The sequence below is a fragment of the Duganella sp. BJB476 genome, from assembly GCF_003416895.1.
GTDB lineage: Bacteria > Pseudomonadota > Gammaproteobacteria > Burkholderiales > Burkholderiaceae_D > Rugamonas.
Map to the genome: position 1 here is coordinate 299,313 of NZ_QVIO01000006.1, position 16,133 is coordinate 315,445.

General features: G+C 62.1%; 16 protein-coding genes. 13 read left to right on the forward strand and 3 right to left on the reverse strand.

Annotation, left to right across the window (positions count from 1 at the left end):
* Window position 1: 1 nt before the first annotated feature.
* The 3 genes from D0T21_RS23395 to xseA all read right to left on the reverse strand — a co-directional run bounded on the left by D0T21_RS23395 (window position 2) and on the right by xseA (window position 3,665).
* On the reverse strand, window positions 2-598 hold the full coding sequence (locus D0T21_RS23395; protein WP_116992919.1) for a CPBP family intramembrane glutamic endopeptidase: 597 nt from the start codon (window positions 596-598) through the stop codon (window positions 2-4).
* Window positions 595-2,220, reverse strand: a complete 1,626-nt coding sequence (locus D0T21_RS23400) for a hypothetical protein (RefSeq protein WP_116992920.1) — start codon at window positions 2,218-2,220, stop codon at window positions 595-597. Before D0T21_RS23400 ends, D0T21_RS23395 begins: the two co-directional genes overlap by 4 nt.
* An 83-nt stretch (window positions 2,221-2,303) precedes the next feature.
* A complete protein-coding gene (gene xseA / locus D0T21_RS23405; protein ID WP_116992921.1) occupies window positions 2,304-3,665 on the reverse strand; it encodes an exodeoxyribonuclease VII large subunit in 1,362 nt (453 codons plus the stop codon).
* 1,359 nt (window positions 3,666-5,024) lie between these two features.
* On the opposite strand from xseA, the gene D0T21_RS23410 reads away from it, so the two are divergent.
* From D0T21_RS23410 to D0T21_RS31820, 13 genes are all read left to right on the forward strand, one after another.
* Window positions 5,025-5,630 carry a MotA/TolQ/ExbB proton channel family protein gene (locus tag D0T21_RS23410; RefSeq protein ID WP_116992922.1) on the forward strand — a complete coding sequence of 202 codons (606 nt, stop codon included), beginning with the start codon at window positions 5,025-5,027 and terminating at the stop codon, window positions 5,628-5,630.
* Between the two features lie 9 nt (window positions 5,631-5,639).
* The gene (locus D0T21_RS23415) at window positions 5,640-6,074 is read left to right on the forward strand and encodes a biopolymer transporter ExbD (RefSeq protein WP_116992923.1); all 435 of its coding nucleotides are present in this window, start codon (window positions 5,640-5,642) and stop codon (window positions 6,072-6,074) included.
* Complete coding sequence (lpxK, locus tag D0T21_RS23420; protein WP_116992924.1) at window positions 6,075-7,148, forward strand: tetraacyldisaccharide 4'-kinase; 1,074 nt, start codon at window positions 6,075-6,077, stop codon at window positions 7,146-7,148.
* Window positions 7,129-7,305, forward strand: coding sequence for a Trm112 family protein (locus tag D0T21_RS23425; protein WP_081632595.1), 177 nt, complete (start codon window positions 7,129-7,131; stop codon window positions 7,303-7,305). Before lpxK ends, D0T21_RS23425 begins: the two co-directional genes overlap by 20 nt.
* 3 nt (window positions 7,306-7,308) lie before the next feature.
* Window positions 7,309-8,055, forward strand: a complete 747-nt coding sequence (gene kdsB, locus D0T21_RS23430; RefSeq protein WP_116992925.1) for a 3-deoxy-manno-octulosonate cytidylyltransferase — start codon at window positions 7,309-7,311, stop codon at window positions 8,053-8,055.
* A 215-nt stretch (window positions 8,056-8,270) separates the two neighbouring features.
* The gene (gene adk / locus D0T21_RS23435; protein ID WP_116992926.1) at window positions 8,271-8,927 is read left to right on the forward strand and encodes an adenylate kinase; all 657 of its coding nucleotides are present in this window, start codon (window positions 8,271-8,273) and stop codon (window positions 8,925-8,927) included.
* 180 nt (window positions 8,928-9,107) lie between these two features.
* On the forward strand, window positions 9,108-11,345 hold the full coding sequence (locus D0T21_RS23440; RefSeq protein WP_116992927.1) for a sodium-translocating pyrophosphatase: 2,238 nt from the start codon (window positions 9,108-9,110) through the stop codon (window positions 11,343-11,345).
* An 81-nt stretch (window positions 11,346-11,426) separates the two neighbouring features.
* A complete protein-coding gene (locus D0T21_RS23445; RefSeq protein ID WP_116992928.1) occupies window positions 11,427-11,831 on the forward strand; it encodes a hypothetical protein in 405 nt (134 codons plus the stop codon).
* On the forward strand, window positions 11,792-12,274 hold the full coding sequence (locus tag D0T21_RS23450) for a hypothetical protein (RefSeq protein ID WP_229211611.1): 483 nt from the start codon (window positions 11,792-11,794) through the stop codon (window positions 12,272-12,274). The genes D0T21_RS23445 and D0T21_RS23450 overlap by 40 nt, the downstream gene beginning before the upstream one ends.
* A gap of 90 nt (window positions 12,275-12,364) precedes the next feature.
* Window positions 12,365-12,862, forward strand: a complete 498-nt coding sequence (locus D0T21_RS23455) for a hypothetical protein (protein WP_116994546.1) — start codon at window positions 12,365-12,367, stop codon at window positions 12,860-12,862.
* 367 nt (window positions 12,863-13,229) lie between these two features.
* Complete coding sequence (locus tag D0T21_RS23460; protein ID WP_229211612.1) at window positions 13,230-14,264, forward strand: sensor histidine kinase; 1,035 nt, start codon at window positions 13,230-13,232, stop codon at window positions 14,262-14,264.
* 11 nt (window positions 14,265-14,275) lie between these two features.
* Complete coding sequence (locus tag D0T21_RS23465) at window positions 14,276-15,013, forward strand: LytTR family DNA-binding domain-containing protein (RefSeq protein ID WP_229211613.1); 738 nt, start codon at window positions 14,276-14,278, stop codon at window positions 15,011-15,013.
* Window positions 15,014-15,074: 61 nt separating this feature from the next.
* Window positions 15,075-16,127 carry a S41 family peptidase gene (locus tag D0T21_RS31820; RefSeq protein WP_158568042.1) on the forward strand — a complete coding sequence of 351 codons (1,053 nt, stop codon included), beginning with the start codon at window positions 15,075-15,077 and terminating at the stop codon, window positions 16,125-16,127.
* Window positions 16,128-16,133 lie beyond the last annotated feature (6 nt).

The window sequence follows — 16,133 nt, forward strand, 5'->3', positions numbered from 1 at the left end:
TCTAACGTTGGCAGGACTGGGGCTGGAGCTTGCGTATCTCTCCTTTGATCACATACAAGCCAACAATGTCTACGGCGGCATGGGTGATCATCGCGGCGACCAGTCCGACGTACATGGCGATCAGGCCGAAGCCCATGCTGCCAACGAAAATTGCGCAGGCCTGTATCAGCACGCGCTTGTTCAAACCGTTGAAGCGATAGGCTCGCGTGTGAGCAATCACAAAAATCGCCGACGCGAGCCAGACGCCTGTCAGCGGTTGGAGCGAGCCGCGAAACAGCAGTTCTTCCCCGAAGCCCGCCGCCAGCGAAATCCAGATCGGGTTCCTTCCGCTCAGATCCATGCGGCTGTAACTCTCCACGGTACTTTTCGTTGTTTTCGAGTTGGCTGCAAAGCGGTAGCCGATTTGTGTGCTGACCCAGTACGCGCAGCCTATCCCCAAGCCTGCGGCGACCTGGAAATGCAACGGCAGGCCGGCGAGCAGCGATGCGAGGTAGGGCGGCTGATGAAAACAAAAAATGATCAGTGCCGCCACGCCGGACAATAGCGCACAAGTGGTCAACTGCCGGCGCAATCCGATTTGCTTTATGGCCTGGCTCATTCGCGCAGCAACTGGGACAAGGTTTTGTCGATGTCGATGGCGTAGAACGCCGTGCGCATTTGATACGGCGTCTGGCAGGGCACTACCAGCTTGCCGCCGTCCTTCAGGCCGAACGCCACTTCATGCCGCGCCAGGCAGGCGTTGGTCATGGCCGGACCGGTGGCGGCGTCGCCGAATACCGGATGGCCTTCGATGCTGGTCGCGTAGCTGTCCTTGTGGATCGATTTGCAGACCGTCATGCCATCGAGGATGATGCCTTCCGGCGTCTCGGTGGTGCCGCTGCGGCCGGCGCAATCGTCGACCATCAGCTTGACCACGGCGCGCAGTACCATGCGGTCCCGCAAGGACTGGCTGGGTGGACGCGGCGTCGCCAGCGCGATCTTGGGCAGCACCTCGTTCCACTGTTGTTCCATGGTCGCGGTGGAGGTCAGCAATGGCGGCAGCACCTGCGGCTTGCAGGCCGGCGTGTCACCGCATTCCAGCGCCTGCGCGAAGTCGGGCACCTGGCCCTGGCGCAGCTGATGATAGAAGCGGTCGAAGCGCGCCAGCGCGGTCCCAGGCCCCTGGCGCGCCGCCAGGCTGTAGACGTAGGCCGGCAAGCCGCACAGGTATTCGAGCCGTTGGCCGCCGATCTCGCGCGGCGTCAGCGCGCGCCAGCTTTTGCCTTCGGTGTAGAGGATGCATTCGGCCAGCGCCTTGTCCAGTTGCGCTGCCGCTTCCTGGCGCGTGAGCCAACCTTGCTGCACCGATGTCAGCCAGCGCAGGAACTCGCCGCCGCCTTCGTTGATCAGACGCGCATCGGGATAGACATCGACCGCGTCGCGCAGCTGGAAGCGGTGGCTGAATTCGTGAGATACCAGCACCGTCAACTTGGATTTTTCATCCGGCCCCTGTACCTGCGGCCAGTTGAACAAAGTCAGTCGCAGGATGTTGCTGGCGTCGCCGCCGACATTGGGGCCGCCAGGTTCGCTGGCGGCGATGGCGGCAATCACCGGCCGGGTGAAGCGTGCCAGCGGCAGTTGCTTGCTCAGATAGGCGATCGTGCCATCGGCCACCTCGCGGATTTGGGCGACCGTCGCCGCCGACAGGCGCGGATCGAAATAGTCCAGCGAAGTCGAAGTTTGCGGCGCCAGCATCAGCATGGCGGGCGTGTCGCCTCCGGTGGCGGCGGGAGCGCTTGCCGAGTCGTGGTAGCGCTGGCCGTCCATGACGATGTCCGGCGCCAGGTAGCGGTAGCGCACCGGCCCGCAGCTGTCGGCCAGCGCGTAGTTGGAGCTGTGGACGTACATGCCGCCGGGCGCGGGGAAGGAGCCGGGGTAGCCGCTGATCTTCTGCATCGTCGCCGGCACGCGGAAGCGCGCGGTGCAGGCGCCGGCGCTTTTCAGCAGATTGCCTTCCGGGGCGGCGCAATCGTTTTGCTTCTGCCATGCGGCGCGGATCTCCTGGCCGCCTCGTTCATCCTTGAGGAAGGCGAGGGCGGTGCAATGCTCCGGCAGCGCGAAGCTTACTTCCAGGGCGTCGGCGGAGATCAGTTTGATGTCGACGTTCACCGTTGCCGAGTGGGCGCTGAGCGGCAGCAATGCTGCGCCCAACAGGTGCAGCCAAACAGGCGATATCTTCATGGCGTATGAAAGCTGTGTATGGCCGCAAAAAATATCATAAATACAATCACGGTACAAGCGCTTGTCGGCGCCACCCGATCGATCTAGTCCAGCGAGGGCTGCACCGATTCCACGCCCACCTTGGCGCTGCCTTCCGCCAGGCGCATGGTCAGCGTGCTGCGCGGCTTCAGTTGCGCCGGTGCGCGGATGATGGCGCCCTGGTCGTCGGTGACGATGGCGTAGCCGCGTTCCAGCGTGCGCTGTGGGTTCAGCAGCTCCAGCTGCGAGGACAGGGCCGCCAGCGCGTCGCGGCGCTGCGCCAGTTGGGTGGAGACGCTCATCGTCACGCGATGCTGGAAGTCGGACAGCTTCGAACGCGCCGCCGTCACATCCGGCTTGCGCGCGCCCAAGCGGCCGCTCAAACGGTCCAGTTGAAAGCGCGCCTGCGACAGCGGGGCGCGGTTGGCGTGCGTCATCGCGGTCGACAAGGCCAGCAGCTTCAGGCGCTGCTGGCGGATCTGCGCGCCGGGGCTGAGCAGGCGCCGCGTGTAGTTGTCCAGGTTCTGCGACGCTTCGCCGACGCTGCGCCGCATCGCGCGCCGCAGGTCGATCACGTCGGCGCGCAGCGACGCCATCCAGTCCGCGCGCGGCGTCACGGCCAGTTCGGCGGCGGCGGTGGGCGTGGCCGCGCGCAGGTCGGCGGCGAAATCGCAGATCGTAAAGTCGGTTTCGTGGCCTACGCCGGAGATCACCGGCATGCGGCAGTTGGCCACGGCGTAGGCCACGTCTTCTTCGTTGAAGGACCACAGGTCCTCGATGCTGCCGCCGCCACGGCAGACGATCAGCACATCGCAATCGTTGCGCAGCGAGGCGGTATCGATGGCGGCGGCGATCTTGTCGCCGGCGCCCTGGCCTTGCACCGGCGTCGGATACAGCACCACGTTCACATGCGGCGCGCGCCGTTTCAGCGCGGTCAGCACGTCGCGCAGCGCGGCCGCCTGCGGACTGGTGACGATGCCCACCGTGCGCGGGAACAGCGGCAAGGCGCGCTTGCGCTCCGGGTGGAACAGGCCGGCCGCGTCCAGCTTCTCCTTGAGCCGCTGGAAGGCTTCAAACAGCGAGCCGACGCCGGCGCGGCGTATCGCTTCCACATTGATCTGGTAGTCGCCGCGCGCGCCGTACAAGGTGACCAGCGCCCGCACTTCGACCTTGTCGCCTTCGCGCGGAATGAAGCCGGCGTATTGGGCGCGGCCGCGGAACATCACCGCGCGCACCTGGGCCGCATCGTCCTTGAGCGTGAAATACCAGTGGCCGGAGCTGGCCTTGGTGAAGTTGGACACCTCGCCGGAGATCCACGTCAGCGGGAAGCTGCGCTCCAGCAGCCGCGCAACCGCCTGGTTAAGCGCGGTAACGCTGATGACAGGGGCGGCGGCGGGGGCGGTGTCGTTACGGTCGTCGAAGTTCATAGGTTTCAAAAAAGGAAACTATCCACACTTTGTTATTTTTGTAATACAGCGGTCATAGAGCATCTAAAGCGGTAAGTATTATAGGTAGGTATATGATTTTAAAGGGTAAACATTTCTGCCGTATTTGCGTGCAAGAAGGAAAAACCCTTACGGATCAAGCACTTTGCCGCAGCCACCGGCAGTTACGCACAAAGTTATCCACAAAAGATGTGTGAAACTTTTGTGATCGATAGCTATTTTCTTCTTGTTGATTTTATCATGCTTAAAATTTACGCAGAGAAAGTATATTGTGACAAATCAATGACTTAAGTAGTGAAGTAGGGTATTACACACACTTTTATCCACAGAAGATGTGCAAAACTCCCGACTTGCCCCCAGGCGACGCATGACGGTGAATGCGGGCGATGCCGGCCATCGCGTCGGTCGCCGGCCGGGCTGGGGATAAAAAATCGCTTGCTTCATTTTTGCGCAGAGCAATAAAAACGATATAAATCAAAGGCTTTGCCTGCACTGTGCAGCCTTGCTAACAATCTTATCCACACAAAATGTGCAGAAGTGTCGGCTTTTTGGCGATAGGCAGGCATTATCGGTCGCGGACCTGATCGGAGCGGTGGAAAACTCGGTTTTAGCTATGAAAAGCGGTCAAAAACCGAGGTCTGCACGATTTTTACTCACGGCAAAAATTCCCTTATAAATCAACGATCTTTCACTATGTGGAAGGCGTTGCTCACAATCTTATCCACATTATGTGTGCAGAAGTCCACAGCCAAATCGGCGCCGCCGGCCGGCGTTTTTGGCGGTTTTTCACTGCGCTTTTTTTACGCATGGTAAAAATACCCTTATGAATCAAGGACTTTGTATACAGTCGGGATCCTTGCTAACAATCTTATCCACATTATTTGTGCAGAAGTCGGCCAGCTTCGGCCATTGGCCACTTTTGGTGGCCGAAATTGGCGGAAAGGCAATGCATATGGCGTGGATATGGTCATATGCCAGATTTTTACGCAAGAGGATAAGTTTGATTAAAATCAATGACTTGGATGGTCATGGCGTGCCTTGCTCACAATCTTATCAACAGAATATGGGCATAACTGGGCATAACTTTTGCTGAGCAAAAAGCGGGCCTGAGGCCTCCGGCTGCGCTATTTTTAAGCTTTGAAATTATCTTCTTTGAAATCAATGGCTTGGATAGGGTGGGTGGGCATTGCACACACAATTGTCCACAGAAAATGTGCAGAACTTTCGAACTTGTATGATGACTGCCTTGCCGGGGCGGTCCGGGAGTCATCCACCACTTGCCGAGGACGGCCCAACAAGATACATTGCGCCTTCGGGTGTTTATCTAGACAGGAGTTCCTTTTGCTCGCCATATTACAAGCTGCCGGTTGGCCTATCTGGTTGTTGCTGGTCGCATCGATCGTCGCGACAGCGCTGATCATCGAACGCTTGCTTTATCTGCGTCGCAGCAAGATCCTGCCGAAAAAGTTGCTGGACGAAGTGGTACAGGTCTACCGCGGAGGCAACATCACGCCGGACGTCATCGAAAAGCTGGAGAAAAGTTCGCCGCTGGGCGTGGTGTTGTCGGCCGCGCTGCGCAACATCGATGCGCCGCGCGACGTGATGAAGGAATCCATTGAGGAGGCAGGCAGTGCGGTGGCCCACACGCTGGAGCGCTTCCTGACCACGCTGGGCACCATCGCGACTCTGGCGCCGCTGATGGGCCTGTTCGGCACGGTGGTCGGCATGATCGAGATTTTCGGCGCGCAGAATGCCACCGGCGCCAATCCCGCGCAACTGGCGCACGGTATTTCGGTGGCCCTGTATAACACCGGCTTCGGCCTGGCGATCGCGATGCCGACGCTGGTCTTCTACCGTCACTTCCGCGCGCTGGTGGACAGCTTCATCATCGAGATGGAACAGCTGGCGGTGAAGTTTGTCGATGTCGTGCACTGCAAGCGCAAGTAAGGACGCCGCATGAATTTCCGCAAAGGCCGGCACCGCGAGGACCCCGAGATCAACCTGATCCCGTTCATCGACGTGCTGCTGGTGATCCTGATCTTCCTGATGGTGACCACCACCTACAGCAAGTTCACCGAGCTGCAGATCACCCTGCCGACTGCCGACGCGCAGAAGGCGACCGACAAACCGTTCGAGCTGAACGTGACGGTGGACGCCAAGGGCAACTACACCATCAACGGCGATCCGGTGTCGTTCCACGACGTGGCCGGCTTCGCGCAGGCTATGAAGACCGCCGCCGACAAGGGCGGGGCGGGCGGCAAGTCGCCGGTGGTGATCGTCAACGCCGACCAGTTCGCGATGCACCAGATGGTCATCAACGTGATGGAAGCGGCGCGCATCGCAGGCTACGAAAAGCTGACCTTTGCCGCGCAGACCAGTGCCGCAAAATAAGTGTCCACATCTTCTCCCTCCAAATCGTCAGCGCTCGAAACGACGCTGACGCGTAACTGGCTGCGGCGCGGGCCGCTGGCTTGCGCCTTGTGGCCGGTGTCGCTGCTGTTCCGCGCGCTCAGCGGCCTGCGGGCGGCCATGTTCCGCGCCGGCGTGCTGAAGTCCTCGCGGCTGCCGGTGCCAGTGGTGGTGGTGGGGAATATCTATATCGGCGGCACCGGCAAGACGCCGCTGACGATCTGGCTGGTGCAGGCCCTGCAGGCGGCCGGCATGACGCCCGGCGTGATCTCGCGCGGCCACGGCAGCGACGGCGGCAACGCGCGTGAGGTGACCCAGGCGTCCACACCGGCCCAGGTCGGCGACGAGCCGCTGCTGATCAAGCAGCGCACCGGCTGCCCGGTGATGGTCGGCCGCGACCGCGCCGCCACCGGCCGCGCGCTGCTGGCCGCCCATCCCGGCGTGAACATCCTGCTGACCGACGACGGCTTGCAGCACTACGCCTTGCAGCGCGACGTGGAAATCATCCTGTTCGACGGCCGCGGCGCCGGCAACGGCTGGCTGCTGCCGGCCGGCCCGCTGCGCGAGCCGGTCTCGCGCCGGCGCGACTTCACCGTCATCAACACCCCGCAGCTAAGCCCGCAGCTGGCCGCATCGGTAGGCGCAGCCGCCATGCCGCTCCAGATGACGCTGACCGGCGCCCACGCCGAGCAACTGCGCGACCGCGGCCAGCGCCGCACTTTCGCCGAACTGGCCGAAGCGAGCACCGGCGCCGGCCTGCGCGTGGCCGCCGCCGCCGGCATCGGCAATCCGGCGCGCTTCTTCGGCATGCTGAAGGCCGCCGGCCTGCGCATCACGGAGCTGCCTTTGCCCGACCATCACGACTTCCAGGACCGCCCGTTTGCCGCGCTCGACGCGGACCTGATCTTGATGACCGAGAAGGATGCAGTAAAATGTGCGCAAATTGAAGAACTCAGAGACGACCCGCGACTATGGGTCGTCCCGGTGACGGCGCACCTCGACGGCGCGCTGGCCGAACAAATTGTGGAGAAATGTCGTGGACGCTCGATTGCTTGATATCCTGGTATGCCCGGTCTGCAAAGGCCCCCTGGAGTACGATAAAAAAGCCCAGGAAATGATATGCAAGGGCGACCGCCTGGCCTATCCGATCCGCGACGGCATCCCCATCATGTGGGCCGACGAGGCGCGCACCTTGCAGGACAAGGCGGATTAAGCAGTGTCCTTCATTGTCATCATTCCGGCCCGCCTGGCCTCGACCCGATTGCCGAACAAGCCGCTGGCCGACCTGGGCGGCAAGCCCATGGTGGTGCGCGTGGCCGAGCGCGCGCAGCAGGCCGGCGCCAGCCGCATCATCGTCGCCACCGACCATGAAGACATCCGCGCCGCCTGCGCACAGCACGGCGTGGAAGTGTGCATGACGCGCGCCGACCATCCGTCCGGCACCGACCGCATCGCCGAAGTGGCGCGCGCGCTGAACCTGCCGGCCGACGCCGTGGTCGTCAACCTGCAAGGCGACGAGCCGCTGATCGACCCGGCGCTGCTGCAAGCGGCCGCCGCGCGCATCAACGCCGAGGTGCCGATGTCCACCTGCGCCCACCCGCTGCACGACGCCGACGACGCCTTCAACCCCAACGTGGTCAAGGTGGTGCTGGACAAGACCGGCCGGGCCCTGTATTTCTCGCGCGCGACCATACCCTGGAACCGCGACGCGTTTGCGCAGTCTAAATCAACGCTGCCGGATGGTTACGTACCGCTCCGTCACATCGGACTGTACGCCTACCGCAACGACTTCCTGCAAGCCTACCCGGCGCTGGAAGTGTCGCCGCTGGAATCGATCGAAGCACTGGAGCAGTTGCGCGTGCTGTGGCACGGCTATCCCATCGCGGTCCATGTGACCGACGCGGCCCCGGCGGCCGGGGTGGATACGCCGGAAGACCTGGTGCGCGTCCGGCAGTTCTATTGATTTGTATCAAACAGGCACGTCAGCCAGTAGTCAGTTACGACTGATATAACGAAGACAACGGTGCGATATTCATACGGAATATCTCTCTGTAACCCGGTTTCGTCAGCTAAGAACGGCCCAAGCCGTCACAAATTGGCGTTGAGACGAAGTTTTGTGGTAAGTTTCGTACGATCCGATACCAACTAACCCATCCATATCTGTTTTAGGAATTTTTCATGCGTCTTATTCTTTTAGGAGCACCAGGAGCCGGCAAGGGCACCCAGGCTAATTTCATCAAAGAAAAATATAACATCCCGCAAATTTCCACCGGCGACATGCTGCGCGCCGCGATCAAGGCGGGCACGGAAATGGGCCTGGCAGCCAAAAAGGTAATGGATGCTGGTGGTTTGGTATCGGATGACATCATTATCGGCCTGGTCAAGGACCGTCTGGCCGAGCCGGATTGCGCCAACGGCTACCTGTTCGACGGCTTCCCGCGCACCGTGGCGCAAGCCGACGCGATGAAGGACAGCGGCGTGGCGGTGGACTACGTGCTGGAAATCGCCGTGCCGGACGAATCGATCATCGAACGCATGGATGGCCGTCGCTGCCATCCGGGTTCGGGCCGCGTCTACCACGTCAAGTTCAACCCGCCTAAAGTCGAAGGCAAGGACGATGTCACCGGCGAAGCGCTGGTGCAGCGCGACGACGACAAGGCAGAGACCGTCAAGAAGCGCCTGGACGTCTATCACAACCAGACCGAAGTGCTGCTGGGTTACTACAATACCTGGGCGCAAACCGGTCAAGCGGGTGCGCCGAAGTATCGCCGCATCGTCGGCGTCGGTCCGGTAGAGCAAATTCGCGACAGCGCGTTTGCCGCGCTCGCGGAATAAGCGTTAAAGTAGAGCGGACCGAGTGTCCGCTTTTTTTGCGCCCGAAATCGGCTGGATGCCATCCCGTTTTATGAAGTGTTGCAGTTCGCAGGTTTAGTTTGCTGCGCTTGCCTACCCGGCGGGCGTTGGTTTTCTGAAGTGTGGGTTTGTAGGCTCGATCAATAAAAATAAGGGGACACTATGGCAGCTAGTCTTTGGTTTGCAGTTGCGTGCGGCGTTATCGCCGTGATTTACGGTTTATGGTCTCGAAGCTGGATTTTGCGTCAGGACGCGGGCAATGCCCGCATGCAGGAAATTGCACTGGCCATCCAGGAGGGCGCCGCCGCATATCTGGCGCGCCAGTACCGCACCATCGCGATCGTCGGCGTGGTGCTGCTCATCCTCATTGCTGCCTTGCTCGACATGAAGACCGCCATCGGCTTCCTGATCGGCTCGGTGCTGTCCGGCGCCTGCGGCTTCATCGGCATGAACGTCTCGGTGCGCGCCAATGTGCGCACGGCGCAGGCGGCCACCAAGGGCATGAACGAGGCGCTCGACGTCGCCTTCAAGGGCGGCGCCATCACCGGCATGCTGGTGGTCGGCCTGGGCCTGCTGGGCGTGGTGCTGTTCTATATGTTCCTGACGGGGATGGCGCCGGGCGCGCCGAATCCGCCGCTCAATCCGCACGATGTGATCAAGCCGCTGATCGGCCTGGCCTTCGGCGCGTCGCTGATTTCGATCTTCGCCCGTCTGGGCGGCGGCATCTTCACCAAGGGCGCGGACGTCGGCGCGGATTTGGTGGGCAAGGTGGAGGCGGGCATTCCCGAGGACGACCCGCGCAACCCGGCGGTGATCGCCGATAACGTCGGCGACAACGTCGGCGATTGCGCCGGCATGGCGGCCGATTTGTTCGAGACCTATGTGGTGACCCTGATCGCCACCATGCTGCTGGGCGCCTTGCTGATTACCTCGGCGCCGACTTCGGCCATCGTCTATCCGTTGCTGCTGGGCGCGGTGTCCATCATCGCTTCCATCATCGGTTGCTCGATGGTCAAGGCCAAGCCGGGCAAGAAGATCATGTCGGCGCTGTACACCGGCTTGTGGTGGGCGGCCGGCTTGTCGCTGCTCGGTTTTGTGGTGGTGACCTGGCAGATCTGGCCGGACGAGGCCATGCGCATGAAGATGATGGGCTGCACCGTGGTCGGCATCGTGCTGACCGGGTTGATGGTCTACATCACCGAGTACTACACCGGCACCGATTTCGCGCCGGTCAAGCATATCGCCGAAGCCTCGACCACCGGCCACGGCACCAACATCATCGCCGGCCTGGGCGTGTCGATGAAGTCCACCGCTTATCCTGTGCTGGCGGTGTGTGCGGCGATCCTGGTGTCGTATCAGCTGGGCCAGTTGTACGGCGTGGCGATTGCCGCGACCTCGATGTTGTCGATGGCCGGCATCGTCGTGGCGCTGGATGCCTACGGTCCGATCACCGATAACGCCGGCGGCATCGCCGAGATGTCGGGCATGCCGGAATCGGTGCGCGCGATCACCGATCCGCTGGACGCGGTGGGCAACACCACCAAGGCCGTCACCAAGGGCTATGCGATCGGCTCGGCCGGCCTGGCCGCGCTGGTGCTGTTCGCCGACTACACCCACGCGCTGGAGTCGACCGGCAAGAGCATCACCTTCGACCTGTCGAACCCGATGGTGATCGTTGGCCTGATCATCGGCGGCCTGATTCCTTACCTGTTCGGCGCGATGGCGATGGAGGCCGTGGGCCGCGCCGCCGGCGCCGTGGTGGTGGAAGTGCGCCGCCAGTTCCGCGACATCAAGGGCATCATGGACGGCAGCGGCAAGCCGGAGTACGACAAGGCGGTCGACATGCTGACCGCGTCGGCGATCAAGGAAATGATCATCCCGTCGCTGCTGCCGGTGGTGGTGCCGATCGTGGTCGGCATGCTGCTGGGGGCGGCCGCGCTGGGCGGCATGCTGATGGGGACCATCGTGACCGGCCTGTTCGTGGCGATCTCGATGACCACCGGCGGCGGCGCCTGGGACAACGCCAAGAAATACATCGAAGACGGCCACTTCGGCGGCAAGGGTTCGGACGCGCACAAGGCGGCCGTCACCGGCGACACCGTGGGCGATCCGTACAAGGACACGGCCGGTCCTGCGGTCAATCCGCTGATCAAGATCATCAACATCGTGGCCTTGCTGCTGGTGCCGCTGCTGCCTGCCTCGGGCTGGCTGGCGGTGTCGGTGCCGGCTCCGGTCGCGGCGATCACCGCGCCACCGCTGATGATGATGGCGCCGGGCGCCGGCATGATGAAGCCGGCCGACGCTCCACCGCCACCACCGGCCGGCGCGCCGATGACCGAAGGCCAGCCACCGGGCCAGGGCGTTCCCGCCGACCAGCCGCCGCCAGCGCCAGGCAAGTAAGCGTTACCAATTGTTTCATTCGCTTCCCTCCGGTGCTACACCTGCTAATAATGAAGGTGTAGCACTTCGCGAGGTGATGCCATGAATATGTTGAAACCGGCGCTGACGCTGGCCTTCCTGCTGGGAGTGCTAATCAGTCCCAATGCCTGGGCGCAGAGAGGCGGCCACGGAGGCGGCGGTCATGGTCATTTCCATGGAGGAGGTGGCCACGGCTATCATCACGGCCACGGCTACGTACGCGGCGGCATCTTTATCGGTGCGCCGCTGTACTGGCCGCGCTACGGCTACTACGGTCCCTACTACGACGGCTACTACTATCCGCCCGGCTACTACGCCGATGCGCCGTTGTACCTGCCTCCGCCCGATGCCGGAGCCTCCTCGCAGCGCTTGTACTACTGCGACAATCCGCGCGGCTACTATCCCAACATCACCGCCTGCCTGTTGCCTTGGCGGGTGATGACGTCAACCGTGACGCCGCCGCCATGACGCCGCGCGCCGTCCTGTGCCTGATGCTGGCGCTGCCGGGTGCGCTGGCCGCCGCCCAGGCGCCGACGCCGGGCAGCGCCGAGTTACGTGAATACGCCAAGCTGCCGGTCTGTACGCTGAGTGCCGACGGCCTGCATCTGGCCGTCGAGCCCTGCCGCACCGCACCGGCGCGCAAGCCGATGCCGCGCCGTCCGGTCCCGCAGATCATCCAACGCATGCCGGTCGTCAAGCAGGCGCCGCAAGTCGCGATGCCGGCCGCGCCGCCATCGCCGTCGCTGCAAACCTTGCTCAATCCGCCCAATGCGCCCAAGGCACTGAACAATTGCGGCTCCACCGGCTGCAACGACGCCAGCGGCGCGCGCATCAACAACGCCGGTCCCGGCACGGCAATCTCACCCTCCGGCAAAGTCTGCAATCGCAACGGCGTCTGGCTGCAATGCTAACTGATTGGCCTGATGTGAGAATGTGAGTAACTTTTGTACCCCGCGATCAAGTATCCTGCGTGCTTCTCAATGAATACGGGCGTATCGCACATGAAGTTCAACATCGTCAGCCTTGGCGCACTGGTGGTTTGCACGTTGATCGTTTCCCCTGCCGCCTATGGTGACGTAAGCCCGGCCGTGGTCGCCGACAAATTCGTGGACGCGCTGCAGCATCAGCGATTTAAGGACGCGGCGGCGATGTTCGCGCCAGAGGCAACGCAAAATATCCGGACGACCGAACGCGCCCTAAAGCGCGTTGACGCTAGTCTGGGCGGTTTTTCGACGATACATCCTATCGCAACGCTGCCCGACGGGAAAAGCATCAAGTTGGAAGTGCCTCGGCAAAAAAACATCCCGTTTAAAGTCCAGAAGTTTGTCCAAGTCCGCTACGCTTCCACCGCCAGCGATGGGCAGCCGGTGTTTTACGAATTGAACCTTAGCGCCGACAATATGCCGTCGCAAGTCCTGTCGTTCAGGCTGCATTTCCCCGTATCAGATGCCCAATCAACGAAACGTGCGAATCAACTTGTGACCGTCATTAACCGTTGAAGTCGGTTTAGCCTAGAAGGAGTTTCATGCTTACCTGCTATCCAGTCTTTGAGTAAAGAGATCTGCGTTTGAAATTGCGTGCCAGCTGGACCGTCGACTGTTTTCGGCCAGTTGCAGACGTTCGTGGTGACCTCAATCACGCTGATCCTAAACCAAAAGCTGCATAGGCACACGTGTCCCTTACCTCAATCTCCGACCGACTCGGCTGCAAGATATGCACGGGTCGCCGCAATTGACTCGACCGCCGCCAGGCCATCGTCTAAGGTGAAGGCTTTCTTACCTCTGGACGTTCCATGCGTGTATTGCTTTCTATTCGTTGGGTGATTGAAACGCTAGAATTGCAGAATTGTACTTCTGGAAACCCCGCGTGAAAGTCGAAACCCCTTTGCTCGTTCCCGTGCTGGCCGCACTGCCAGTGTCAGCCTGCATGGTCATTCTGGGCCTGCCCGCCGTCAGTGATCACTATATCGTAGCCTTTCGTACGCTGTTCCTGGTCGCCTGCCTGCTATGGCTTATTCCGCTGACGCTGCTTCAGCGGGCCATGTGGCGTCGCGATTGGTCCTGGCTGCGCATGGGATTGATACTGCTGGTGATCACCTATGCCATGGCCATTACGAACGCCCTACTGGGGCAGCGGTTCGGGATCGCGCTCGGCATGGAAACGGGCTATCAATGGGGCATGCTGGCACGGGGACTGGATAGCTGCTGGTTGGCGCTGATCGCCTTTTGTGCGGTCCACGCAATGGCGGCCTATTACCTGTCGCTGCAACAGGTGCGATTGCATCTGGCCCAGGCGCAAGGCGCCGCGCGCGATGCCGAGTTGCACGCGCTGCGCCTGCAGGTCAATCCACACTTCCTGTTCAACTCCCTGAACGCGGTGTCCGCGCTGGTGTCGGCCCAGTCCAACCGGGAGGCCAACCGCATGCTGGCGTCGCTGTCCGACTTTCTGCGCGCCACTCTGGCGCACGATGGCCGCCACGAGCATGCGCTGGCCGATGAACTGGCCCTGCTCGACGCCTACCTCGCCATCGAAAAGGCGCGGCTCGGCGAACGCCTGCGCCTGACGATGAAGGTCGGCCCCGACCTGCTGGGCAGCGTCGTGCCTTACCTGATCCTGCAACCGCTGGTGGAGAACGCGATCCGTCACGGCATCGCACCGCTGGCCAGCCCCGGCCTGCTCGAAATTCTGGTCGGGCGCGATGGCGAGCGTCTTTTCATCGACGTGCGGAACGACGGTCAGCGGCGGCCGCATGTGGGGAGCGGCATCGGCCTGTCCAACGTCCGGGAACGCCTGCGCCGCTTGTACGGCACGGATCAGCAGGTGGACGCGGAATGGGGCACGGACGGGCGCTTCCATGTGCGCATGGCGCTGCCACGGCGCGGCATGGAGGCGGCGGCATGACGATCCGGGTGGTGATTGTCGACGACGAGCCGCTGGCGCGGCTGGCGGTCAAAGTCAGGCTTGCGCGCCACGCTGGGTTCGCGCTGGCGGGCGAATTCGGTGACGGCGCCAGCGCTTACCAAGGGATCGTGACGCTGAAGCCAGACCTGGTGTTTGTCGATGTCGAGATGCCGGAGCGGAGCGGCCTGGAGGTGCTGGCCGCACTGCCACCGGCGCAGCGGCCGATGGCGATCCTGCTCACGGCCTACGACAGCTTCGCCGTGCAAGCCTTCGAACTGGCCGCACTCGATTACCTGCTCAAGCCTGTGGATGACGAACGCTTCGACGAAGCCCTCGACCGCGCGCAGCAGGCATTCCCGTACCGTGGCCGTGGGCGTGCCGCCGTGGCGCCGGCGCCGCAGGCGCGTACGTTCAGCGTGCGAGTCGGGTCGCGCACCGTGCTGGTGCCGGTTGCCGAGGTCGAACGAATCGAGGCGGACGGTGATTATGCCACCCTGCATGCCAATGGCAAGACGTGGCTGGTGCGCGAACGCCTGCACAACCTGGCGATGCAGCTCGATCCGTCCCAATTCCACCGCGTGCACCGCTCGTCCATCGTGCGACTGGACATGATCGCCGAACTGCGCTCGCTGACCAACCGCGATGCGCTGCTGCGCCTGCGCGACGGCAGTGTGCTGCGCGCCAGCCGCACCTATATGCCTGCCCTGGCGGCAGCACTGCAACAGCTTGAAACAAGATCAGATTCGTAGTCTAACCAGGAGGAGATGTATGTTCTGTAGAAAGAAGTTTGTTGCAGGCTTGGTGTTCAGCATGCTGTGGTCGATTCCAGCCCTCGCGGCCGAGGTCGCTCCGCTGAACGAGTCCGATCGCGCTGCGATTGTGCAGACGTTGGTAGCGAAAATTAGCGCGAATTACATCGAGCCCGACGTAGCCGAACGGGTCGGCCGTGCACTTGCAAGCAAACATGCCAAGGGAGGCTACGCGTCCGCCACCAGCGCGCAAGCGCTCAGTGAGGCATTGGCGAAGGACTTGCGCGAATTCAGCGGCGACAAGCATTTCGGCGCCAGGGTTGTCGAAGGCTTTAGTGAATTCGGCATTCCCTCCGAGGCGCCCACCCGCGCCGAAATCGAAGAACGGCGCGACCGGAACGCACGGCAGGGTTATGGGCTCCAGAAAATCGAACGCCTTCCCGGCAACGTCGGCTATATTGAGCTGCGCTCCTTCCGAGCACCCGAGTTCGCCGGCCAGGCGTATACGGCGGCGGTGCAGCTCATGGCCGGGACGGATGCGTTGATCCTCGACCTGCGCCGCAACGGTGGCGGCAGCCCGGCCAGCGTGGCCTATCTGATCAGCCATTTCTTCCCGCTCGGCGACGAGCGACACCTGATTGACATGTACAATCGCCCGGACAATACGACGCAGCAGTACTGGACAGTGCCGACGGTCGCACAGCGTTACGACAAGCCCGTGTACGTGTTGACCTCGGCGCGCACGTTTTCCGCCGGGGAGGATTTTGCGTATGGCATGCAGGTACAGAAGCGCGGGACAGTGATTGGGGAGGCCACCGGCGGAGGTTCAAATCCCGTTGGCTGGTACAGCGTAGGGAACGACATTGCTGTCGCTATCCCGAGCTCGCGCATGATCAACTTCGTCACCAAGACCAACTGGGAACACGTTGGCGTGAAACCGGACATTGCAGTGCCTGCGGCGCAGGCGCTGCAAACGGCGCATGTCGCCATCCTGCGCAACCTGGTGTTATCCGCAAAGGACGATAACGAGCGCACGGAACTGCAACGCCTTCTCACCATGGTGGAGAAGGGAGAAACCGAGAAGCCAGTCTATACCCTCAGGGGGGAGCGTTAATCGATC